The organism is Candidatus Palauibacter sp. (assembly GCF_965261555.1).
GTDB lineage: Bacteria > Gemmatimonadota > Gemmatimonadetes > Palauibacterales > Palauibacteraceae > Palauibacter.
In genome coordinates this window covers 3,367,669-3,389,535 of record NZ_OZ253465.1, presented here as the reverse complement: position 1 = coordinate 3,389,535, position 21,867 = coordinate 3,367,669, and the positions used below count along the sequence as shown (strand labels likewise).

Genomic DNA, 21,867 nt, shown 5'->3' with positions numbered 1-21,867 from the left:
CGTGAGCGCGATCGTGTGCGCCGGGCGGCGGGGGCGCGTGAGCATGGACGACGCGTGGTGCGCGGGTCATCTTGTAGAGCGGCTGGATGATCTCGAGGTCGTGCCGGTCTGGCGAGACGGCGCCCTCGTTGGCAGTCGGGGCGGGGAGGATGCGTGATGGTGGATGAACGGCAACGGCGCGAGGTGCTGGGCGTCGCGCTGATCTTGCTCGGCCTCCTGGTGGCGTTCGCGCTGCTGTCCCCCCTGATCGCCGGGGGGGCCAACTGGATCGGGCCGGCCGGGGAACTGCTTCACGACAACCTCGAGAGGGCCGTCGGAGTCCTTTCGCCGCTCGTCGCGGTCCCGGCGTTCATGTGGGGCCTGCATTTCCTCGGATGGGGCGATCCAACCCGGGCCCTCCGCTGGTCCATCCTCTCGGTCGTGCTGCTTGCGGTCCTCCCGTCGCTGTACTGGCTCATCGCGGGGCCGGGACCCGGGAGCGCGGGCGATATCGGCTGGCTGGGCGCGACCGCCGGGGACGGCCTCGCGCAGGTGTTCGGCCGCCTCGGCGGGGTGCTCCTCGCCGCGGGCGTCCTCGTGCTCACGCTCTTCGTCACCATGAGGTGGTCGCTGACGGGCGCCGTGACGGCGGGAGGGCGCTCGCTCGGCCGCGGAGTCGTGGCCGCCGGCGGCGCGGTCCTCGGGCTCGGACGCTCCTTCGCCGGCCGGGCCCGGCCCTCTCGTTCTCCCCGGTCGCCCGCAAAGCCCGATCCGCCGAGCGAAGCGAAGGTGAAGGCGGCGACCGGACGGGGCCGCGCCGCGAAGAAACGGAAGCCCGCGAAACCGGCGAGCGCGCCGCCCGAGCCGGACCCGGCACCGGAGGATGAGACGCCTCCCGTCCCGGAACTGAAGGAAGCCGGCGATCCCGGCTCCTCGGATGTCCCGCCGATTCAACTGTTCGACGCGCCGGTGGGGCAGGGCAGCGGCCTCGGCGTGCGCGACCTCGACCGCCTCGGCGAGATCCTCATCGAGAAGCTCGCCACCTTCCGCGTGGCCGGCGAGATCGGCGGCTGGACCACGGGCCCGGTCGTGACGCAGTTCGAGGTCGTCCCGGCGCCGGGCGTGAAGGTGGGGCAGATCTCCGCCCGCGCGGATGACATCGCGCTCGCCCTCAAGGCGCCGTCCGTCCGGATCGTGGCGCCGATTCCGGGCAAGGGCGCCGTCGGCGTCGAGGTGCCGAACCCCGCGTCGGAGATCGTGCTCGTGCGCGAGATCCTCGAAAGCCCGTCCTATCGCCGGGGACGACACACGCTGCCGCTCGCGCTCGGCCGCGACCTCTCCGGCAAGCCGACGTGCGCGGACCTGACCCGGATGCCGCACCTCCTCATCGCGGGCCAGACCGGGTCCGGGAAGTCGGTGTGCATCAACGCCCTCATCACGAGTCTCGTGTGCCGGTACACGCCTGCCGAACTCCGCCTCCTGATGGTGGATCCGAAGATGGTGGAGTTGTCCGTCTACGGAGACCTCCCGCACCTCCGCCACCCCGTCATCACGGACAACGAAGAGGCCGCGTCCGTCCTGAAATGGTCGGTCTTCGAGATGAAGCGCCGTTTCGGACTGCTCTCGGCGAACGGATGCCGGAATGTCGCGGAGTTCAACGGCCGGATCGCGCGCGGGCGCGAGGTCTTCCTCCCGAAGCGCGGCGTCATGGATGAGCCGGCGCTCTACGACGAGGGTCCGCTCCCCTATATCGTCCTCATCATCGACGAACTGGCGGACCTCATGATGACGGTACAGTCCGAGGTCGAGACGCCGCTCGCGATGCTGGCCCAGAAGGCCCGGGCGGTCGGGATCCACCTCGTGCTCGCGACGCAGCGCCCCTCGGTCAACGTCCTCACCGGTCTCATCAAGGCGAACATCCCGAGCCGGATCGCGTTCCGGGTCGCGTCGAAGATCGACAGCCGCACCATCCTCGACCAGAACGGCGCCGAGAGCCTGCTCGGGAACGGGGACATGCTCTTCCTCCCGCCGGGCGAATCCGATCCTGTCCGCATCCAGGGCGCCTACATCTCCTCCGAGGAGACGGAACGCCTCCTCGACTGGTATCGGGAGCAGGCGAAGGCGCGTGCGGAGGCCGAGAGGGCCGAGGAAGAGGCCGCTTCGGAGCGCGACATCCTCGACCTGCTGAAGGAGCTGGAGGAGGAAGAGGGTGGAGCGGGGGTCTCGGACGAGGGCGCGGAGGATCGCGACCCGTTGTTCCGGCAGGCCGCCGAGATCGTGATCTCGCACGCGGCGGGTTCGACCAGCCTGCTTCAGCGCCGACTCAAGATCGGGTACGGGCGCGCGGCGCGCATCATCGACCAGCTGCACGCGGCGGGGATCGTGGGACCCGCGGAGGGATCCAAGCCGCGCGAGGTGCTCGCGACGCTTGCCGATCTGGACGCCGGGAACGTCGACGAACCATGAGGCTCTTCCTTCCGCAGCCGCGCCGTCCGGGGGCCGTCGGCCTCCTCGCGGCCGGATTCCTCGTGAGCGCGTTCACGCCGGCGTGCTCCGATGCGGATTCCGCGGAGGTCGCGGAGGCACGTGCCCGCATCGAGGCGGAGTTCGGCCCGCGCGACGCCCCGGCACCACCGGTGACCACGGGGGATGCCGCGGCCGGGCAGAGCGAGTCCCGGGTCGAGGCGTCGGACGAGGCCGACGGCGCGGCGCCGAGTAACGACGCTCCCGTTCAGGCCCCGCAGGTTCCCGATCCGGAGGGAACAGGGCCGGTGGATGTGGATGACGAGCCCGGGCCGGCGGACGACGACCCTGGATCGGTGGACGACGAGTCCGGCCAGGTGGGCGTGGACTCGCTCCTCGCCCTTGCGAATGCGGCCTACGCTTCGCTCGACCGGCTCAAGGCGGCCTTCGCCCAGCGCATCGAGAATCCGCTTCTCGGCCGCACCCGCGAGGGCCGCGGAACCTGGTATCAGGCGGGACGAAACCGGTTCCGGATGGATTTCGACGAACCGGCCGGCGACATCTACGTGGCTGACGGGTCCTGTCTCTGGCTGTACGAACCCTCGCTCCACGATCAGGTCATGGTCTCCCCCCTCGAGGAGGGTGTGGAAATCGGCACCGTCGATATCCTCGGGCGTCTGCTTTCCCGGGCGCGGACGGCCTACGACGCGGTCGATGAAGGAACCGGGGAGATCGCTGGGGTGGAGACGCGGATCGTGTCGCTCACACCGCGGGAACTCCCGGCGAGATACGTGGAGATCCGCCTGTGGATCGGCGTGTCCGACCGCTACGTGCGCCGCTTTCGCATTCGCGAGGAGAACCAGACCCTCCGCACGGTGACGCTGACCCCCCTCGAACCGCAGGCCCGGATCGACCCCGGCGTCTTCGAGTACGCGCCCCCGCAGGGGGTGCCGGTCTTTCCCGACGACGTTCGATGCGACTAGGGCTCATCAGCCTCGGTTGCGACAAGAACACCGTCGACTCCGAGCGCATGCTCGCCGAACTCGTCGGCCACGGAGCCGAGCGCACCGCTGTGGACGAAGCGGAGGTCATCCTCGTCAACACCTGCGGGTTCATCGACGCCGCGAAGGAAGAGTCGATCGAGACGATCCTCGAGGCGGAGCGGCTGAAGCGCGAAGGGGCGTGCCGCAGCGTCGTGGCGGTCGGGTGCATGGTGGAGCGGTATCGGGAGGAAATGGCGGAGGCGCTGCCGGAGGTCGACCTCCTTCTCGGGCTGCGAGACCTCGACCGCCTCGTGCCGGAGCTGCGCGAGCGCGGACTCCTTCAGGGACCGGCGCCGGCCGGCGGGGCGCACCCCGGAGAGCGGATCCCCGTCGGGGCGCGCCATGTACGCTACCTGAAGGTGAGCGAGGGATGCAGCCACACGTGCGCCTTCTGCGCGATCCCTCTCTGGCGGGGAAAGCACCGCTCCTTCGAACTGGAGCGTCTCGTCGCAGAGGCGCAGCGCCTCGAGGCGCAGGGCGCCGTGGAGGTGAATCTGGTGGCGCAGGACCTTGCGCACTGGGGCCGGGAGCAACGGGACGGGACGGACATCGCGACGCTCGTGGAGGCGCTGCTGCGCGAGACATCGATCCCCTGGTTCCGTCTCCTGTACATCTACTCCGCGGGCCTGCGCGAATCGCTCGTCGAACTGATGGCGTCCGAGCCGCGGCTCCTCTCGTACATCGACATGCCGATCCAGCACGCGAGCGACACCGTGCTCCATCGCATGCGCCGGCCGGAGCGGGCCGCGACGCTGCGATCGAAGGTCGTCTGGCTGCGGGAGACGATCCCCGAACTCACGCTGAGGACGACGGTGCTCGTCGGGTTCCCGGGCGAGACGGACGCGGAGTTCCGCGAACTCGTGAATTTTCTCGATCAGGTGCCGTTCGACCGGCTCGGAGCCTTCGCGTTCTCGCCGCAGGAAGGGACACGCGCGGCTGCCATGGAGGAGAGCTTCGTACCGGCGGACCTGGCGCGGGACCGGCTCGAGGAGGTGCTCGAGGTTCAGCGCGCCGTGAGCCGCGAGCGGCTCGCGGCGGAGATCGGCCGCGAACGCGTCGCCGTCGTGGATGCGCCCGCGGCCCCGGACGAGCCGACGCTGGAACTCCTCTACGAGAACCCTCCGCGCGCGGCGCACCTCGGCCGGATCGAGAGCCAGGCGGACGACGTGGATGGCGTGACCGTGCTCGTGGGCGGAAACGGCCTCGCCCCCGGCTCGCTGGTGCGGGTCGAGATCCAGCGGGCCGCCGACTTCGATCTCGCGGGGCGCGTACGGGAAGTCGTGCTGGAGGCGTCCGAGCCCGGAAGGGCGGCGCCAGCTCCGACCCCGCAGCCGGGGCGGGGGCTCCCCGTCCTGGGTCTCGACAGCGCCTGGGGCCGATGAGCGGCGGGCCTCGGCAGCCGTCCGTCGGGTCCGACTGGATTCGGCGGGCGCGAAACGTGATGCCGGGCGGCGTGAGTTCGCCCGTGCGGGCGTTCCGCGCCGTCGGGATGGAGCCGCTGTTCGCCGCCCGCGGCGAGGGCGCGAGGATCTTCGACGAGGCCGGGCGCGGCTATCTCGACTACGTCCTCTCCTGGGGTCCGCTCATCCTCGGCCACGCCGCTCCGCCCGTCGTGGAGGCCGTGGCGCGCGCGGCCCGCGACGGCATGAGCTTCGGGGCCTGCCAGGCACGCGAGGTCCAGCTCGCGGAACGCGTCGCCGCCTGGGTGCCCGGCGTGGAGATGGTGCGCTTCGTGAACAGCGGGACCGAGGCCACGATGTCCGCCGTGCGGCTCGCCCGCGCCGCGACCGGCCGTGACCTGATCCTGAAGTTCGAGGGCTGCTATCACGGCCATGCCGACGCCTTTCTCGTCGTGGCCGGATCGGGCGTCGCCACGCTGTCGCTCCCCGATTCGCCGGGCGTGCCGGCGGCGATCTCCGGCCTGACGCTGACGGCGCCCTACAACGACCTCGGGGCGGTGGCGGCGGTGTTCGCGGAACACGGGGCGCGGCTCGCGGCCGTCATCGTCGAGCCGGTGGCGGGCAACGCGGGCCTCATCCCGCCGCGCGAGGGCTTTTTGGAGGGTCTCCGCGAGAGCTGCGACCGCGCCGGAACGCTCCTCATCTTCGACGAGGTGATGACCGGGTTCCGGGTCGCGCGGGGTGGCGCCCAGGAGCGCTACGGAGTCGCCGCCGATCTTGTCACGCTCGGAAAGGTCCTCGGCGCGGGGCTGCCGGTCGCGGCATACGCGGGCCCGCGCGAGCTGATGCGGCGGATGGCTCCGGCGGGGGAGGTGTACCAGGCGGGGACGCTGTCGGGGAACCCGCTCGGCATGGCCGCGGGCATTGCCCAACTCGACGAACTCGAGCGGACCGACCCCTTCGCCGGTCTGGAGCGGCGCGCCGCGACGCTCGTGGACGGCATCCTGGCGGCGGCGAGCGCCCGTGGCATCCCGGCCTGCGGGACCGCGCTGGGCTCGATGTGGGGCGTCTTCTTCACGCGGGGTCCCGTGTTCGATTTCGATGGCGCGCGGCGCGCGGACACGGACTTCTTCGCCCGCTACTACCGGGCCTGCTTCGAGCGGGGCGTCTTCTTCGCCCCCTCCGCCTTCGAGGCGGGTTTCCTTTCCACCGCGCACACGGACGCGGACGTGGCGGAAACGCTCAGGGTCGTGGGCGAGGCGCTGGACGCGGCACTGGACGCGGCGCCGGAGGGCACGGGTTGAACTGGCGCGCGCGGATCGTCCCCGAGCGGGCCGGTCCCCTCCTCCTCGGCGGGGTGTTGATGGGGCTGGCCCACCCGCCCTTCCATCTTCTCGTGACGTCCTTTGTCGCGCTCGTCCCCTTCATCGTCTGGCTCGAGGGACTCCCGGCGACGGCGGAGGGCCGAAAGCAGGCCCGGAAGGGAGGATTCCTCTTCGGGCTCGTCTACTACACGCTCGTCCTGTACTGGCTCCTCGTGGCGCTCATCTTCTACACGTGGTGGGCGTTCTTCGCCTTCCTCGCCCCGATCCTCATTCTCGCGACCTTCATGTCGTGGGTGGCGGGAGGGATCCACCTGGTGCGGGCCCGCTTCCGGTGGCCGCTCTACATCGTCTTCCCCGTCTTCTGGACCGCCGGGGAGGTGCTGCGGGCCCACCTCCTCGACGTCTCCTTCCCCTGGATGCAGTTCGGCGACACGCTCTCGGCCTATCCCATCCTCGTGGGCGCGGCCGACCTCGTGGGCTCCCGAGGGCTGTCCTTCTGGCTCGCTCTCGCGAACGCCCTCGTCGCGTCGGGGTTCCTGGCGTACCGGTCCGGGGGCTGGCGTGCGCTGCGGCGACCGGCGGCCGGACTCCTGCTCGTGCTCGCGCTCCCGATCGCCTATTCGGTCGTGCGCTGGCAGACGCTGGACGTGCGGCCGGTGGCCCGGGTGGGGGTCGTGCAGCCCAACGTCCCGCAGCACCTGCGCATCACGGATCGCCCCGCGTCGGCCGACAGCGCCTTCCGTTCCGCGGCGACGCTGATCTCCGCGTGGCCGGGCCGGGAACGCATGGACCTCGTGCTCTTCCCCGAGACGATGCTCGGGGCCGCCATCCTTGATCCGCTTCCCTCCTACCCCTATTCCGGGTGGCCGGAAGCTCGCATCTGGGCAGAGGGGATCGCCGCGGCACTCGACGCGGAGGTCGCGGTCGGCGGCCGCGGCGCGGACGATCTCGGGGACGGGGAGTACCAGCCGTACAACTCCGCGTACCACTTCCGCCCCGGCGAGGGCGCCGTCAACCGGTATGACAAGCGCTTTCTCGTGCCGTTCGTGGAGCGCGTGCCGTTCATGCCTCCCGAGTGGTTCCGGGCCATCCCCTATGCGGGAGGGAACTTCGGGGTCGGCGAGTGGCAGGCCCCGATCGAGATCGCCACGGAGGATGGAAGCGCGGCGTACGGGACGATGATCTGCTACGAGTCGATCTTCTCGCCGCTGGCGCGGCACTACCGGCGAAACGGCGCGGACTTCCTCGTCAACATCACGAACGACTCGTGGTTCGGGCGCGACGCGTGGTGGAGCCGCTCGAGCGCGCTGTGGCAGCACCCGGCGCACCTCGTCATGCGTGCCATCGAGACGCGGATGGGGGCGGCGCGCTCGGGGAACACGGGGATCTCCAAGATCGTGGATCCGCTGGGGAGGGTGTCGCACCGCACCCAACTCTTCGAGTCCGCGTCCTTCGTGGCGGACGTGTCGACGACGGACGGGTTGACCGTGTACGTGCGCTTCGGCGACGTCGTGGGGACTCTGGCCTCGCTGGCAGCGCTTCTTGCTCTCTGCGCGTCTTTCCTGAAGGATCGCAACCCGCGCGGCCAGGCGCCGCTCGGTGCTTCGGGGGAGATGGTGGAGCCGGCGAACGGGAGCGCATGACTCGAAGGATGGACCGGAAGGTCGAACGACGCATCGCCCGGCGCGGCGCATGGCCGCTCCTCGCCGCACTCGCGTGTCTCCCGGGGGTGGAAGGTGTGGCGGCGCAGGTGCCGGACACCGTGTCCCGGGATACGGTCTCCTTCCGGCTCCGCGAACTCCGAATCGAGGCGCTGCGGCCGGTCGCCAGCGTCTCGGGCGCGAGCGCCGTGCGCCTCAGCCTTCAGTCGCCGCGCGTGGCCGCCGTCCCCCTGCTCGAGGAGGCGCTTCGCGAGATTCCCTTCCTGCAGGTGCGCGAAAACTCGCGCGGCGAGGCCCAGCCGACGCTGCGAGGGACCGAGGCGCGCCAGCTCGCCGTGCTCGTCGACGGGGTGCCCCTGACTCTCGGCTGGGACGCGCGCACGGACCTTTCGCTCATTCCGGTCGACGCGGCGCGCGAGATCCAGCTCTTCCGGGGCATCTCCTCGGTCCTCCACGGTCCCAACGTTCTCGGCGGCGTGGTCTCGATCGAGATCGGACACGGGAGCGTGGAAGCGGACCGGCGGCTCAACGGGATGCAGGGCGGCATGGACGCGACCGGCGCGGCGTTCGGCGGCGTGCGCCTCGGACGCACGTGGAGCTCGGGGGAGGGCGGCGTCTCCGTGCAGGCGGGCGGCGCCTATCGGACGCGCGACGGCGTGCCCCTTCCCGGCGGCGTCGTGCAGCCGGCCTCGGCCGACCCGAACCGGCGTCTGAACAGCGATCTCGATCACGCGAGCGCCTTCTTCACGGGCCGGGTCGAATCCGAAGGGGGCGCGTGGGTTTCCACCTCCTCCTTCGCCTATCGCGCGGAGAGGGGAGTTCCGCCGGAACTCCACACGATGAATCCGCGGCGCTGGAGGATGCCCGAGACGAAGCGGGTCGTGAGCACGGTCTCGGCGGGTACCGGGTGGGGTCGCACTCCCTTCGGCACGGGAGATTTCGAGGTCAGCATCGGGATCGACGCGGGCGACGCGCAGATCGACGAGTTCGAGACGCTGGCCTATGAGGACATCGCGGGGCAGGAGTTCGCGGACGACCGCACCCTCACCTTCCGCGGCCTGTCCGACCATGAACTCGGCGACGGGGTCGTGCGGACGGCGCTCACGGTGGCCGAGACTCGCCATGTGGAGCGCATCCCGCCGGGTGGCGAGTCCATCTTTCGCCAGCGTCTGTTCAGTCTCGGCGGTGAGGTCGAGTTGCCGCTCGCGAGTCCCGGCGCGGGGTTCTGGTCGGGCGCCCGCGTCAGCCTGGGGGCGAGTTGGGACCGCGGCAGCACGCCGGAGACCGGTGGTCGCGAAGTGCGCGAGACGATCGACGACTGGGGCGCGCGCGTCGGAGGATCCGCGCAGATCGGACGGCGCGTGCGCTTCCACATGGGGGCGAGCCGCCGCGTCCGCTTTCCGTCGCTGCGGGAACTGTATTCGGGTGCGCTCGGTCGCTTCGAACCCAACCACGAACTCGCGCCGGAGATCCTCCGCGCGGCGGAGGGGGGCGTCACCGGGACGGTGGAGGCCTTCGGGGCGGAGGTCGAGGCGCAGGCCGTGCTTTTCGTCCAGAGTTTCTCGAACGCGATCGTGCGTACGGGGCTCGGCGATGGGAGGTTCCGGCGAGAGAACCGGCGTCGCGTGGACGCGGCGGGGATCGAGCTTCTCGGCGACGCGCGGTGGGGCGGGGTCTCCGTTGGCGGCGACCTGACGTGGCAGAATGTGCAGGTCACGGACCGGCGGCTCGAGGGCGGCACGCTTCGTGCGGAGTACCAGCCCGGGATCGCCGTTGGAGCGCACGTGGAGGGCCCGCTCCCCGCGGGTCTCCGGGCGCGGGCCGCGGTGGAGGCGATCGGACGCCAGTACTGCGTCGATCCGGATCTCGATGCCGACGTCGCCCTCGATCCGACCGCCCGCGTCGACCTCGTCGTGAGTCGGGAGTTTGCGGTCGGCGGGCCCTTCCGGACGCTTCAGACCTCTCTGTCGCTCGACAACCTCGCGGACGCGACGGTCTTCGATCAGTGCGGACTGCCGCAGCCCGGCCGTCTGCTGCGGCTCCAGTTCCGATTCTTCTAGTGTCGAGGCTCCGCGTCGCCTACAGCGCCGGGTACACGGTGCCGCTGCCCGCGGGCCACCGCTTCCCGATGGGGAAGTTCCTCGCGCTGAGGCAGATCCTCGAACGCGACGGGATCGTCGGGCCGAAGGACATCGTCGAGCCGGAGCAGGCCGCGTGGGAGGACTTGGCGCTCGTGCACACGCCGGAGTACCTCTACAAGCTCCGGCACGGCGCTCTCGGGCGCGCGGAGGAGCGACGCCTCGGGCTCCCGTGGTCGCCCGCGCTCGTGCGCCGGTCACGACTCGCCGTCCGGGGCACCGTCAATGCGGCGTGGATGGCGCTGGAAGACGGAGTGGCGGCGAATCTGGCCGGAGGGACGCACCATGCGTTTCCGGATCACGGAGAGGGGTTCTGCGTCCTGAACGACGTGGGCGTCGCCGTCAGGGTGCTGCGGCGCGGCGGGTGGATTCGCCGTGCGCTCGTCGTGGATCTCGATGTCCACCAGGGGAACGGCACCGCCGCCGTGTTCGCCGATGACCCCGACACCTTCACCTTTTCCATGCACGGGGCGGGCAACTACCCCTTCAGGCCCACCCCATCGGACCTGGATGTGGCTCTGCCCGATGGCGCGGGAGACGAGGAATACGGGGAGGCGCTGCGACGATTCCTTCCCGAGGCCGTGACCCGGTCGCGTCCCGACCTCGTGTTCTACCTTGCGGGCGTGGATGTCGTCGCCGGCGACCGTTTCGGACGTCTGGCGCTCACACGCGCCGGTCTGGAGCGAAGGGATCGGTGGGTCATCGGCACGTTGCGCGGGGAGGGGCTCCCTCTCACGCTGCTCCTTTCGGGCGGGTATGCGGCCACGCCCCGACAGACGGCGGAACTGCACGCGATCGCGCACAGGACGGCGCGCGAGATCGAAGGGCGACGGCATGAGGGCGACGGCATGAGGGCGACGGCATGAGGGCGACGGCATGAAGGCGGCGCGGCCCTCCCGCGAGAAGCGGGCGGAGGAGGCGGTCGAGGCCGCGCGCGGGGCGGGTTATTTTGCCAGCGTGACGCTGCGTTTGCCGAGCATCGAGCCCGAGGCCGTGCTCGCCTCACCGACGGTCGGCGTGCGCGGCTTCTGGCAGAGCGGCCCACACTGGATCGCGCACGCGGGCTCCGCCGCGGAGATCGACAGCCGGGAGGGCGTGCCGGGACCCCCGCCCGGAGATCTCATCGCCTGGACGCGGGAGCGCGCGGCGACGCTGTTCTCTGAACCGTGGGTCCTCGACCTGGACGGGGAGGCGCGGCGGCCGCGCATGCACGGCGGCTTCGCCTTCGACCCCGCGCGACGTGCGGATCGGGAGCCGGGCTTCTGGGAGGCGTTCCCGGGTGCGCGCTTCGTGCTGCCGGCCTACGAGGTCGAGGCGGACGAACGTGGCGCGTGGCTGACGGTGACGCGCCGCTTCGACGCCGGCACCTCCGGCGATCGGGCCATCGATCGACTCCGCCGGCGCGCGACGCGCACGCGCGAGCAACTGGCCAGGCTCGAGCGTCACGGGGCGACGCCGGGACCGGTCCCGTCCGCGACAGCCATCGAGGAACTCGTGGATCGCCGGCAATGGCAGCGCGCCGTGAACGAGATCCTCGACGAGATCCGGTCCGGTCGGGTGCGAAAGGTCGTGCTCGCGCGCTCGATCGACATCACGCTCGGGAGACCGCCGGACTCCGCCGCGGTTCTCACCGCTCTGCGCACCGCGAACCCGCTCGCGCACCTCTACCTGATGCAGTTCGCGCGAGACCGCTTCCTCGTCGGTGCCGCCCCCGAGTTGATCGGTTCGCTCCGCGGCCGGCGTTTTCGCACGATGGCGGTCGGGGGGTCGACGCCGCGCGGCTCGGATCCGGCATCGGACGCCTGGCTTGGGCGTCAGTTGATCGATAGCCGCAAGAACCGGGAGGAACACCTCGTCGTTGTCGAGGACATCGTCGAACGGCTCCGCCAGGGCGGTGTGCGGATCGGAGCGATCCCGGATCCCGCCCTCCTGCGCCTGCCGCGGATCCAGCACCTGCGCACGGACCTGGAGGCGGAGACGCGACCCGGGACGCATATCCTGTCGCTTGTGGAAAAGCTCCATCCCACCGCGGCCGTGTGCGGCGATCCGCGCGCCAACGCCCTCGAAATGATCCGCGCGCGCGAGCGGGAGAGTCGCGGCTGGTACGCGGGTCCCGTCGGCTGGTTCGACGAAGAGGGTAACGGGGAGTTCGCTCCGGCGTTGCGCGGCGGGGTCGCCAGGGGGCCGCTTTTCAGGCTCTACGCCGCCGCGGGCCTCGTGAGCAACTCCCGGGCTCGGGCGGAATGGGACGAGACCCGGGTGAAGCTGCAGACGATGCTCGCGGCGCTCGGTGTCGCGCGGATGCGGTGAGCCGGACGCCGGCCGCGCCCAATCGGAACGCACTGTGGGCGCGGGCGCTCGTCGACGGGCTCGGCCGGCGCGGAGTGTCGCACGCCTGCATCGGTTCCGGATCCCGCTCGGCCCCGCTCGTAGAGGCGCTGGCCGCGGACGACCGGTTCACCCTTCACCCCCACGTGGATGAACGGAGCGCCGGCTTCTTCGCTCTCGGCGTGGGCGCGGCGAGCGGCCGGCCGGCCGCGGTCGTCACTACGTCCGGCACCGCTGCGGTCAACCTCTTTCCGGCGGTTGTGGAAGCGAGCCGGAGCGAGATCCCGTTCCTCGCGCTGACGGCGGACCGGCCGGCGGCGCTGAGGGGCACGGATGCGAACCAGACGATCGACCAGCGCGATCTCTTCGGCCGCTACCCCCGGCGATCCATCGACCTTGCGCTTCCGGAACCGACGGCCGCGGGACTCGCGCGCCTTGGAGCTGCGGTCGAGGCGGCGTGGCGTGCGGCGCTGGGGTCTCCCGCGGGGCCGGCGCACCTGAACGTTCAGTTCGCCAAGCCGCTCGAGCCGGTCCACGTCGCGGGCGACGTGCCCCCCGGTCTGGAGCCGCGCCTCCCTGGCTCCGCGACGCCCGACGACGCGTCCGGAACCCTGCCGCCGGACGCCGGTGGCGAACTCGCCGCCCTGCTGCAAGGCGCGCGGCGACCGCTGATCGTCTGCAGTCCCAACCAGCGGTCCGGGATCGGCCGCGCCGCCCTGGCGCTGGCGGGCCGGGTTCGCGCTCCGCTCATTGCCGATCCGCTCTCCGGCGCCCGTTTCGGCTCCGGCGCGGAGCGCTGGACGATGAGCAGCGCCGATCTCTCGCTCCGGGCCGATGACGTCGCCGCGGCGTTGCGCCCCGATCTGATCGTTCGCGTCGGACGCGCGCCGACGTCCGCGGCGGTCTGTCGCTACCTGGAGCGGCACGCGGACGCGCCCCAGTTCGTGCTCGACGCGACGCACGGCTGGCGGGATCATCTCGCCACGACCGCGCGCCCGCTGACCGGCGATCCCGTCGCGACCCTCGAGCGTGCGGCTGCTACTGACGCCGGGGAAGCGGAAGAGGCCTGGGTCGAGCGGTGGCGGGCAGTGGACCGCGCGGCGCGCCGCGCGGTGGAGCCGTTGCTGGCGGAGGCGTGGTTCGAGGGCGCCGTCGCCGACACCATGGCGCGAAGCCTCCCGGAGGGGACGCCCTGGTTCATCGGCAACTCGATGCCGATTCGCGACGTCGACGCCTTCGCGCGTGCGACGGATCGACCGCTGCACCCCCTCGGTCTTCGAGGCGCGAGCGGGATCGACGGCAATGTGAGCGCGGCACTCGGCGCCGCGGCCGCTTCGGGACGGCCCGCGGCCGCGCTCATCGGCGACCTCACGCTGCTCCACGATGTGGGGGCGCTGCTCGTGGATCGCCCGCCCGGCATCTCGCTCCACTTCGTCGTCATCCAGAACCGCGGCGGCGGCATCTTCCACATGCTGCCGATCCGCGAGTACGATCCGCCCTTCACTCCGTACGTGGTCATGCCCCAATCCGTCGATCTGGGCGCGGTTGCCGCCGCAGCCGGAATCCCGCACCGTCTCGTCTCGTCGGCCGCCGAATTGCGGGAGGCGGTGAAGGCGCCGGGCTTGGAGTCGGAGGGCCGCGGCCTTCGCCTCACGGAAGCGCGCGTCGAGCGTGAACACAACTGGCAGCAGCGCACCGCCGCGATCGAAAGCGCGAAGGAGGCGGCGCGCCGCGAGATCTGAGGGAGAATCCGAGATGGCAGAGACCTTTTCCCCCCCGGAAAGCGGCATCGACTGGAAGCCGGCCGGCGAATACGGGGACATCACCTATCACAAGAGCGACGGGATCGCCCGCATCGCCTTCAACCGGCCCGAGGTCCGCAACGCATTCCGTCCCGACACGCTGTTCGAGATGTACGAGGCGTTTCAGGACGCGAGAGATGACGAGGAGATCGGCGTCGTCCTCCTCACCGGCAACGGACCTTCGCGGGACGGGAAGTGGGCGTTCTGCTCCGGTGGCGACCAGCGCGTGCGCGGGACAGCCGGATACGTCGGGAAGGACGGGGTCGCGCGCCTCAACGTCCTCGAGCTCCAGCGTCTCATCCGCTCGATGCCGAAGCCGGTCATCGCGCTCGTCGCGGGGTATGCGATCGGCGGCGGGCATGTGCTGCACGTCGTGTGCGACCTCACGATCGCCGCGGACAACGCCGTGTTCGGACAGACGGGACCGAAGGTGGGAAGCTTCGACGGAGGGTTCGGTTCCTCGTACCTGGCGCGGTCGGTGGGCCAGAAGAAGGCTCGCGAGATCTGGTACCTGTGCCGGCAGTACGGAGCGGAGGAGGCCGAGCGGATGGGGCTCGTGAACAAGGTCGTCCCGCTGGCGCGGATGGAAGCGGAGGGGGTCGACTGGGCGCGCGAAATCCTCGGGAAGAGCCCGCTCGCGATCCGGTGTTTGAAGGCGGCGATGAACGCGGATTGCGACGGACAGGCCGGGCTCCAGGAGCTCGCCGGCCACGCGACGATGCTCTTCTACATGACGGAGGAGGGCCAGGAAGGGAAGAACGCGTTCCTTGAGAAGCGCGCGCCGAACTTCCGACAGTACCCTTGGCGTCCGTAACGCCCGGTAGCCCGGGTGCGTGGATCGCCGGCGCGCGCCTGCGCACGCTGCCGGCCGTGGTGGGCCCTGTGCTCGCGGGCGGCGGGTTGGCGTGGAAGGACGGCGGTTTCGCCGGCGCGCCCTTTCTGGCGGCGCTCGGCGCCGCGCTCCTGATTCAGATCGGCACGAACTTCGCGAACGACTACTCCGACTTCGTGCGCGGCGCGGACACGGACGACCGGCTCGGCACTCCACGGGTCACGCAGGCCGGCCTCCTGACCGCCGCCGCCGTCCGGCTCGGGGCGGCGGTCTCGTTCGCACTCGCCTTCGCGGCGGGCGTCTATCTCGCGATTGTGGGCGGCTGGCCGGTCGTGTGGATCGGCGTGGGCTCGATCCTGATGGCGGTCTGTTACACGGGTGGGCCGTGGCCGTACGGCTACCACGGTCTGGGCGATCTCGCCGTGCTGATCCTGTTCGGTCCCGTCGCCGTGGCCGGCACGTATTACGTGCAGCTCCTCCGCTGGGCGCCCGAGGCGCTGCTCGCGGGACTCGGTGCGGGGGTGCTCGCCACGGCGATCCTGGTCGTGAACAATCTGCGCGACATCACGACGGATGCCGCGGCGGGGAAGCGCACGCTGGCGGTACGGATCGGCCCCTCCGCGACCCGGATCCAATATTCGCTGCTCGTCGCGGTCGCGACCGCGGTGCCGCCGGTCGGCGTCATGGCGGGATGGTGGCCTCCGGGGACGCTGCTCGCGTCGGGCGCGGCTCTGTTCGCGGTCGCTCCGCTGAGGGTCGTGTGGACGTACAAGGACCCGCGGACGCTCAACCCCGCCCTCGCCGCCACGGCGCGGACGACCGGGGCCTGGGGTCTCCTGTTCGCGGTCGGCTGCCTGTGGTGAACGAACCCGCGACTTCCGCCTCGGCCCTGTCCTTCGCGCTCGTGTCGCGAGAGCGGGCGTGGTCCGCCGCCGAGATCCGCGCCGCGAGCGACACGGTGGCCGGCGCCCTGGAGGAAGAGGGGGTGGAGGCGGGGGCGGTTGTTGCTCACCAGTTCCCGCTGGATCCGGCCGGCGCGACCGCCCTGGCCGCGGTCGCGCCGCAAGCCGCGCCGGGGGGCGCCCGGGTGCTCGCGCCCGCACACGGGGAGTGGACGTCGCATGAGCGGGATGCTTTCATCACGGCGCTCCAGCCGGCCGCCGCCCTCACCGGTAAGGCTGCGGCGTGGCCGACCGTCGGGTGGAGGTCCCGGCCGCTCGCGGTCCCCGGGATCGGCGAGATCGCCCTGCGCGTGCGGGATTTCGCTCCGGCGCATCTCCGCGCTCAAACCGCGCGTTCGGCACGGGCGGGTCTCCCCGGAGCCGGCGTCATCCTCGCGACGTCCGGAACCGAAGGCCTGCCCCGCTTCGTCGCCCACGAATGGGGGTCGCTGCGCGCGAACGCGATCGCCTCGAACGAGCGCCTCGGATTCGCTGCGGGCGACCGGTGGCTCGCGACGCTCGCCTGGGCGCACGTCGGGGGGTTCGCCGTGCCGCTGAGGGCCGCGGCTGCGGGCGCCACGGTCGCGCTGGCGGGGCCGCGGTTCGACGCCGCCTCCGTCGCCCGGGCGCTCGGCGAACTCGCCGTGACGCACCTCTCGCTTGTGCCGGCCATGCTGCACGGGCTGCTGGCCGCCGGCGCCCGGCCGCCGGGCACTCTGCGCGCCGTCCTGCTCGGCGGCGCGGCGACCCCGCCGGACCTGGCGGAGCGGGCGCTGTCCGCCGGGTGGCCGATCGCGCTGACGTACGGATTGACCGAGGCGGGGTCGCAGGTCACCACGGCCACTCCGGCGGAGGTGCGCGCCGGCGACCGGTCGGCCGGCGTTCCGCTGACCGGCGTGGAAGTGCGGATCCGCCCCCCCGGCGACGCGGGCGAAGGGCCGGACGGCGCGCCCGCCCCGGGCCACATCGAGGTGCGCGGCGACACGCTGTTCCGGGGATACGTCGGAGAGCCCGCGCGGCCCACCGGCGCCTGGTTCGCGACGGGCGACCTCGGTCGCCTCGACAGGCAGGGTCGCCTGGAGGTGACGGGACGGCTGCGCGACCGGATCGTGAGCGGAGGAGCGAACGTCGACCCGGCCCAGGTCGAAGCCGTGCTCGCCACCCACCCGGAGGTGCGGGAAACCGCCGTCATCGGCGTGCCGGACCACCGGTGGGGGCAGGTCGTGGTCGCCGTCGTCGCCGGCGAAGAGCCCGACCTCCCCGTCCGGCTCGATCCGTGGTGCCGCGAACGGCTGTCGGGTCCGCGCGTGCCCCGCCGCTGGGAGGTGCTCGATCGTCTCCCCCGGACGGCGACGGGCAAGGTGGACCGCGCCCGACTGAGAGCGCTCCTCGTCGAATCGGCGCCTTCTTTGACATCGAAGGGCGCCGGCGAAGATCTTGAAGTCGAACCCCCAGCGGGAGCTGCTCCCTCATGACGAAGCTTGAACGGCCGCGACGCCGAACGGGTCGAGGCCAATGAGCCGCACAGCCGGGTGAGCATCGCGGTCGAGTCCACGCTTGCGTGCCAGAAGCGTCTCTTTCAACTCGAAGAGGGCGCACATTTCCTCAACTGCGCCTATCTCGGACCCCTACCGCGCTCGGTCGCGGAGGCCGGGATGGAGGGAATCCGCCGCAAGTGCTCGCCCACGCCCTTCCCGAGCGAGGAGTTCTTCACCGACTGCGGTCGTGCCAGGGAGAGATTCGGGCGCCTCGTCAACGCTCCGCCGGAGCGGATCGCGCTCGCACCCTCCGCGTCCTACGGCATCGAGGTCGCGGCCCGGAATCTTCCGCTCGAACCGGGGCAGAACATCGTCGTCCTCGGCGAACAATTCCCGAGCAACGTCTACGCCTGGCGGCGTCAGGCGGCGGCCCACGGGTGCGACGTTCGAACCGTCGACCGTCCCGGGCCGCCCCCGTCCGCCGCGCTCTGGAACGAGCGGCTGCTCGAAGCGATCGGGGCGGACACCGCCGTCGTGGCGCTGCCTCACTGCCACTGGACGGACGGCACCCGAATCGACCTCGAGGCGGCGGGGGAACGGGCGCGCGAAGTCGGCGCCGCGCTCGTCATAGACGGCTCACAGTCCATCGGCGCCGTACCGTTCGACGTGGAACACATTCGTCCGGACGCGTTGATCACCGTCGGGTACAAGTGGCTCCTCGGGCCCTATTCGACCGCGTTCGGCTACTACGGTCCCCGCTTCGATGACGGCGCGCCGCTCGAGGAAACGTGGATTTCGCGCCGCGGTTCCGAGGACTTTCAGGGTCTCGTCGACTACACCGACGAATACAGGGAAGGGGCCGCCCGATACGACGTTGGCCAGACATCCAACTTCATCCTCATCCCCATGTTGATCGAAGCGCTGGACCTCATCCTCGCATGGGGCCCGGCGAACATCCTCGAGTACTGCCGTGCGCTCCTCGCCGGGCTGGCGGACGAACTGCGGGTCCGCGGCTGGGCGATCGAGGCCGACGAATGGCGCACCGGGAACATTCTCGGCGTCCGCCTCCCCGCGGGCTGCGACCTCGCCGAAGTGGACGCCCGCCTCGCGGAGGCCCGCGTCTACGCCTCGCTGCGTGGAGATGCCCTGCGCGTCTCGCCCAACGTCTACAACGAACCGCGCGATATCGACGCGCTACGGCAGGTCCTCGCACCCTTCGCGTAGTTCCGGCGGCCTCAGTCCGGCCGACGGGGGAGCCCGCGCAGGACTCGAATCCCCGTTCCATCGTTCGCCCGCGCCGGCACCGCCGGCCCGGCCCCGCTGCGGACGATGCCGCGGACGCGTCCGGTGGCGCGGTCGATCACCAGCGCGGCGCTCCCTCCGCGGGCCCGGTCCACGGATGTCGTGCCTTCGGGCCCGGTCAGCGTGAGGAGATCCAGCGTCTCCGCCCAGGCGGGGTCGAACGGAATCGCGAGGATGAACGCGCGGTTCTCCACACCGATCCCGTGAGCGAGCGAAGTCGGCGTGAAGCTGAGCGAGAACAGGATCCCTCCCGCCGCGTCGCGGCCCTGAAGACGGTACGGACCCGTCGACGAGGGAAGACGTGCGGTCGTCGGGTACACGAAGGCGGGTTCCAGCCGCAGTTCGCCGGCGTTCACGCCACCCCAGAGCAGGAGCATCTCGCCCCGCGAGTTTCCCCGATCCGCGGCGCGATCCGCCGCGCGATCCGCCGGCGGGGTCGCGGCACGGCCGGCGCCCTCGAGGCGGAACTCCAGCATCCTCGTGAAGCTGTAGTCGCTGATCCACTGCGGATAGCAGTAGGACATCAGGTCGTGGTAGCCCTCCGGATTGAACAGATGCCCGAGACCCGATCCGTCACCGCCATTGTCGTCGTCGCCGTCGCCGAAATCGTGTCCCCACACTCCGATCCGGCCATCCGGCCACGGATAGTCGGGATCCACCGTCCCGGGATCGGTGATCGGCTCGTTACAGGGGGTGTGCGGGCGCCCCAGATTGTGCCCCAGCTCGTGCGCGAATACGAGGCGGAGGCGACCCGTCCTCTGCAGCAGGCCACCCGCACCGTGCGAGCCCGTGAGAGAGCTTCGCCCGCCCAGCATGCCGAGACCGTCGGTCCAGTACGCGTCGGGGTGCCGCGAGAGCGGCCTCGGGACTCCGAAGATCCCGGCGTAGTGCTCCCGGGGGTCTTCCGCCTCCATCATCCGGAGCAGTTCGATCTCGCCGATGAGGCCGACGATCCCCGCCTCGGAGGTGTCCGCCCACGTATGGTAGGGTTCGCGGAGCGCCACATGCAGGTCGCCGACCGGCAGCACCGTGCGGGCGTAACGCAGCACGCTCCGGGCGACGGCCGAACCCCCATCCATCGCCGCCGCCGCGAGTTCGCTCGCGAACGCCGCCACGCCCGGATTCACCTCCCGGTTTTCCTCCGAATGGTACTGGACGGGAACGAGCGTCACGCGCAGCGGGGGCATCTGCTGAACGTCGAGATCGTGCCGGCCCTGGGCCGGGAACCGGGAACGGCTCGAGGAGGTCAGGGGAAGCGCGCCGTCCGGATCGAGTTCCACGACCATGCTCACGCCCGGGTGCAGCACGCGGCCCGGTATGACGGCGTTGAAGGACCTTTCGAGCCGGCTCTCGTCGACCGCGAGCGGGATCCCTCCCCCGGGAGGGTCGAGTTCGGTCCGATACGTCTCCACTCCGTCGTGGAAGAAGGTCGCCGTGGCTCCCGGCAGGAAGCCGTTGACTTCATCGGCCGTTGCGAAGACGCGAAGGAGGGCGCGACGGTTCGCGACCAGCGGCACGCCGCCCTCCCGGTCCTGGGCGGCCTGCGTGAGATACGCGTGGGGCACGGACATCGTGACCGACGCGGGGTTGGACACGACGAGCGGATCCCCCGCGACAAGATCGAAACCGTCGCAACGATCGGCGCAGGCTTCGGTAAGCGCCTCTTCCGTTCCGATGGTGACGGAGACCGGGGAATCGGCGGCGTTGCCGGGGGTGAGCGTGACGGCGGCGCTCGCCGTGGTGCCCGCGCGCACCAGAACCGAGTCGAACGAGAGCGCCCCTCCGTGGGCGAGCAGCGGGAGCCGGACATCGAAGGGCGCACCCTCGACGATCCGGGCCTCGATCGTCGCCGGGCCGGGAGCGGTCGGGTCCTCGTCGTCCGTTCGCACAAGCCGCACGGGGAAGGCGAAGGCGGTCTCGTTCCCGCCCAGGGTCAGCCGTTCCAGGCTACGTAGGCCTGTGAGCGCGCCGGGGGGCAGGGCGCGCATCTCGTTATCCTGCAGAAAGAGTTCGCGCAGGCCCGCGAGGTCGCGGAATACACCCGGCGGAAGCGCCTGCAGCCGATTGTCGACCAGGGAGAGCCATTCGAGCCTGCGGAGGCCCGCGAACACGCCCGGCGGCAGGTCGGCGATGAGGTTTCCCGCGAGATTGAGCACTTCCAGACTGGAGAGATCGGAGAACGCCCCGGAGGGAAGGGCTCCCAGCCGGTAGTCCTGGAGCGAGAGCCATTCCAGGCCGGAGAGAGCGCTCAGGTCCGCTGGCCGCAGTGCGCCGAGGACCGTTTCGGTTCCGGCCTCGAGGCCCGGCTCGCGCGGCCTGATCCTCAGAGTGCGGAGTTCGGCCAGCGCCTGGCCGTCGGGCGCGGTGCAGTCGTCGGCCCGGAGCCCGCGCACGATGGCGTCGCGCACGGCGGCCGTCCGGTCGCACACTCCCTCCCGGATGACCACCGCGGCGCTCGAAGGAGGGGCGAGCACGAAGCCGCTCCCGGTCGCGGGCCGGTCGAGTGCAAGGGTGAGGACTTCCCGGGCCGGCTCGATCTCATCGTCGTCGGCGATCCGGATCTCGATGACCGCGCCGGTCGCTCCCGCGGGGATTTCGACCTCGCCCCCGCCCGCATCCAGCACGTCCGCCGAATCCGCGTCATCCGTCAGCCGCGCGTCATCGACGCCCAGCGAATAGCGCACGGTCAGCGGCGACGCGGCAGCTTCGTCGAGCACGACCTCGACTCGCGCGGTGCCACCCTCCCGTGCCTGCGCGACGCCGAAGGAGAGCGCGACGCCGGCTCCGACCGTCGCCTCGAAGCGCTGCGCGACCGAGAGCCCGCCGCCATCGCGGGCCGTGACCTCCACCGTCGCGGACCCCGGTCCGACCCCTTCCACCGTCACTTGACTCCCGGCGGCCGTCGCGCGGGCCACGCCGGCGTCGAGGGACCGCGCGGCGAACGTCAGCGCATCGCCGTCCGGATCGCGGAACCAGGCGGCGGCGTCGATGACCGCCGGCTGCCCGAGGCGCACGTCGAGGTCGGGAAGGGCGTCCACCGCCACCGGACTGCGGTTTTCTCGGGGCTCCGGCGGCGTAACCTCGGTTCCGCACGCGGCCACCCACGCGGCGGCTCCCGCGAGCGCGACCGCGGCGGCACGGGTTCCGAACCGGGGCCGGCGACGAGCCACGGGTC

Annotated in this window: 15 protein-coding genes; 14 read left to right on the top strand and 1 reads right to left on the bottom strand. The window is 71.5% G+C overall.

Annotated features, from left to right (window positions below; all coding sequences use genetic code 11):
• Position 1: 1 nt before the first annotated feature.
• Genes ACQY5G_RS14680 through ACQY5G_RS14615 form a run of 14 tightly spaced genes read left to right on the top strand, consistent with a single transcriptional unit; the run spans position 2 to position 18,614 of the window.
• The gene (locus ACQY5G_RS14680; protein ID WP_428275205.1) at positions 2-157 is read left to right on the top strand and encodes a 2-phosphosulfolactate phosphatase; all 156 of its coding nucleotides are present in this window, start codon (positions 2-4) and stop codon (positions 155-157) included.
• Positions 157-2,445, top strand: a complete 2,289-nt coding sequence (locus tag ACQY5G_RS14675; RefSeq protein ID WP_428275203.1) for a DNA translocase FtsK — start codon at positions 157-159, stop codon at positions 2,443-2,445. The genes ACQY5G_RS14680 and ACQY5G_RS14675 overlap by 1 nt, the downstream gene beginning before the upstream one ends.
• Positions 2,442-3,425, top strand: coding sequence for an outer-membrane lipoprotein carrier protein LolA (locus ACQY5G_RS14670; RefSeq protein ID WP_428275201.1), 984 nt, complete (start codon positions 2,442-2,444; stop codon positions 3,423-3,425). Before ACQY5G_RS14675 ends, ACQY5G_RS14670 begins: the two co-directional genes overlap by 4 nt.
• Positions 3,416-4,867, top strand: coding sequence for a 30S ribosomal protein S12 methylthiotransferase RimO (rimO, locus tag ACQY5G_RS14665; RefSeq protein ID WP_428275199.1), 1,452 nt, complete (start codon positions 3,416-3,418; stop codon positions 4,865-4,867). Before ACQY5G_RS14670 ends, rimO begins: the two co-directional genes overlap by 10 nt.
• A complete protein-coding gene (gene hemL, locus ACQY5G_RS14660) occupies positions 4,864-6,189 on the top strand; it encodes a glutamate-1-semialdehyde 2,1-aminomutase (RefSeq protein ID WP_428275197.1) in 1,326 nt (441 codons plus the stop codon). The genes rimO and hemL overlap by 4 nt, the downstream gene beginning before the upstream one ends.
• Positions 6,186-7,853, top strand: a complete 1,668-nt coding sequence (gene lnt / locus ACQY5G_RS14655) for an apolipoprotein N-acyltransferase (protein WP_428275195.1) — start codon at positions 6,186-6,188, stop codon at positions 7,851-7,853. The genes hemL and lnt overlap by 4 nt, the downstream gene beginning before the upstream one ends.
• Positions 7,850-9,931: a TonB-dependent receptor plug domain-containing protein gene (locus ACQY5G_RS14650; protein WP_428275193.1), complete on the top strand. Its 2,082-nt coding sequence runs from the start codon at positions 7,850-7,852 to the stop codon at positions 9,929-9,931. The genes lnt and ACQY5G_RS14650 overlap by 4 nt, the downstream gene beginning before the upstream one ends.
• Entirely contained in the window at positions 9,931-10,875 is a 945-nt protein-coding gene (locus ACQY5G_RS14645; RefSeq protein ID WP_428275191.1) for a histone deacetylase family protein, read from the top strand. The genes ACQY5G_RS14650 and ACQY5G_RS14645 overlap by 1 nt, the downstream gene beginning before the upstream one ends.
• A 10-nt stretch (positions 10,876-10,885) precedes the next feature.
• Entirely contained in the window at positions 10,886-12,319 is a 1,434-nt protein-coding gene (locus tag ACQY5G_RS14640; RefSeq protein WP_428275189.1) for an isochorismate synthase, read from the top strand.
• A complete protein-coding gene (menD, locus tag ACQY5G_RS14635; protein WP_428275187.1) occupies positions 12,316-14,079 on the top strand; it encodes a 2-succinyl-5-enolpyruvyl-6-hydroxy-3-cyclohexene-1-carboxylic-acid synthase in 1,764 nt (587 codons plus the stop codon). The genes ACQY5G_RS14640 and menD overlap by 4 nt, the downstream gene beginning before the upstream one ends.
• 13 nt (positions 14,080-14,092) lie before the next feature.
• Positions 14,093-14,953: a 1,4-dihydroxy-2-naphthoyl-CoA synthase gene (gene menB / locus ACQY5G_RS14630; protein WP_428275185.1), complete on the top strand. Its 861-nt coding sequence runs from the start codon at positions 14,093-14,095 to the stop codon at positions 14,951-14,953.
• Positions 14,941-15,834 (top strand): 1,4-dihydroxy-2-naphthoate polyprenyltransferase, encoded by an 894-nt coding sequence (locus tag ACQY5G_RS14625; protein ID WP_428275183.1) that lies wholly within the window; start codon positions 14,941-14,943, stop codon positions 15,832-15,834. The genes menB and ACQY5G_RS14625 overlap by 13 nt, the downstream gene beginning before the upstream one ends.
• Complete coding sequence (locus tag ACQY5G_RS14620; RefSeq protein ID WP_428275181.1) at positions 15,831-17,387, top strand: class I adenylate-forming enzyme family protein; 1,557 nt, start codon at positions 15,831-15,833, stop codon at positions 17,385-17,387. Before ACQY5G_RS14625 ends, ACQY5G_RS14620 begins: the two co-directional genes overlap by 4 nt.
• A gap of 6 nt (positions 17,388-17,393) precedes the next feature.
• Entirely contained in the window at positions 17,394-18,614 is a 1,221-nt protein-coding gene (locus ACQY5G_RS14615; RefSeq protein ID WP_428275180.1) for an aminotransferase class V-fold PLP-dependent enzyme, read from the top strand.
• Positions 18,615-18,625: 11 nt separating this feature from the next.
• Here ACQY5G_RS14615 and ACQY5G_RS14610 read toward each other — a convergent pair whose 3' ends face one another.
• Positions 18,626-21,862 carry a hypothetical protein gene (locus ACQY5G_RS14610; RefSeq protein ID WP_428275179.1) on the bottom strand — a complete coding sequence of 1,079 codons (3,237 nt, stop codon included), beginning with the start codon at positions 21,860-21,862 and terminating at the stop codon, positions 18,626-18,628.
• Between the last annotated feature and the right edge of the window lie 5 nt (positions 21,863-21,867).

Excerpts from the sequence above, each read along its gene's own strand:
- ACQY5G_RS14675 (WP_428275203.1), top strand. The coding sequence starts at position 157 with ATGGTGGATGAACGGCAACGGCGCGAGGTGCTGGGCGTCGCGCTGATC.
- ACQY5G_RS14670 (WP_428275201.1), top strand. The coding sequence starts at position 2,442 with ATGAGGCTCTTCCTTCCGCAGCCGCGCCGTCCGGGGGCCGTCGGCCTC.
- rimO (WP_428275199.1), top strand. The coding sequence starts at position 3,416 with ATGCGACTAGGGCTCATCAGCCTCGGTTGCGACAAGAACACCGTCGAC.
- hemL (WP_428275197.1), top strand. The coding sequence starts at position 4,864 with ATGAGCGGCGGGCCTCGGCAGCCGTCCGTCGGGTCCGACTGGATTCGG.
- ACQY5G_RS14650 (WP_428275193.1), top strand. The coding sequence starts at position 7,850 with ATGACTCGAAGGATGGACCGGAAGGTCGAACGACGCATCGCCCGGCGC.
- ACQY5G_RS14640 (WP_428275189.1), top strand. The coding sequence starts at position 10,886 with ATGAAGGCGGCGCGGCCCTCCCGCGAGAAGCGGGCGGAGGAGGCGGTC.
- menB (WP_428275185.1), top strand. The coding sequence starts at position 14,093 with ATGGCAGAGACCTTTTCCCCCCCGGAAAGCGGCATCGACTGGAAGCCG.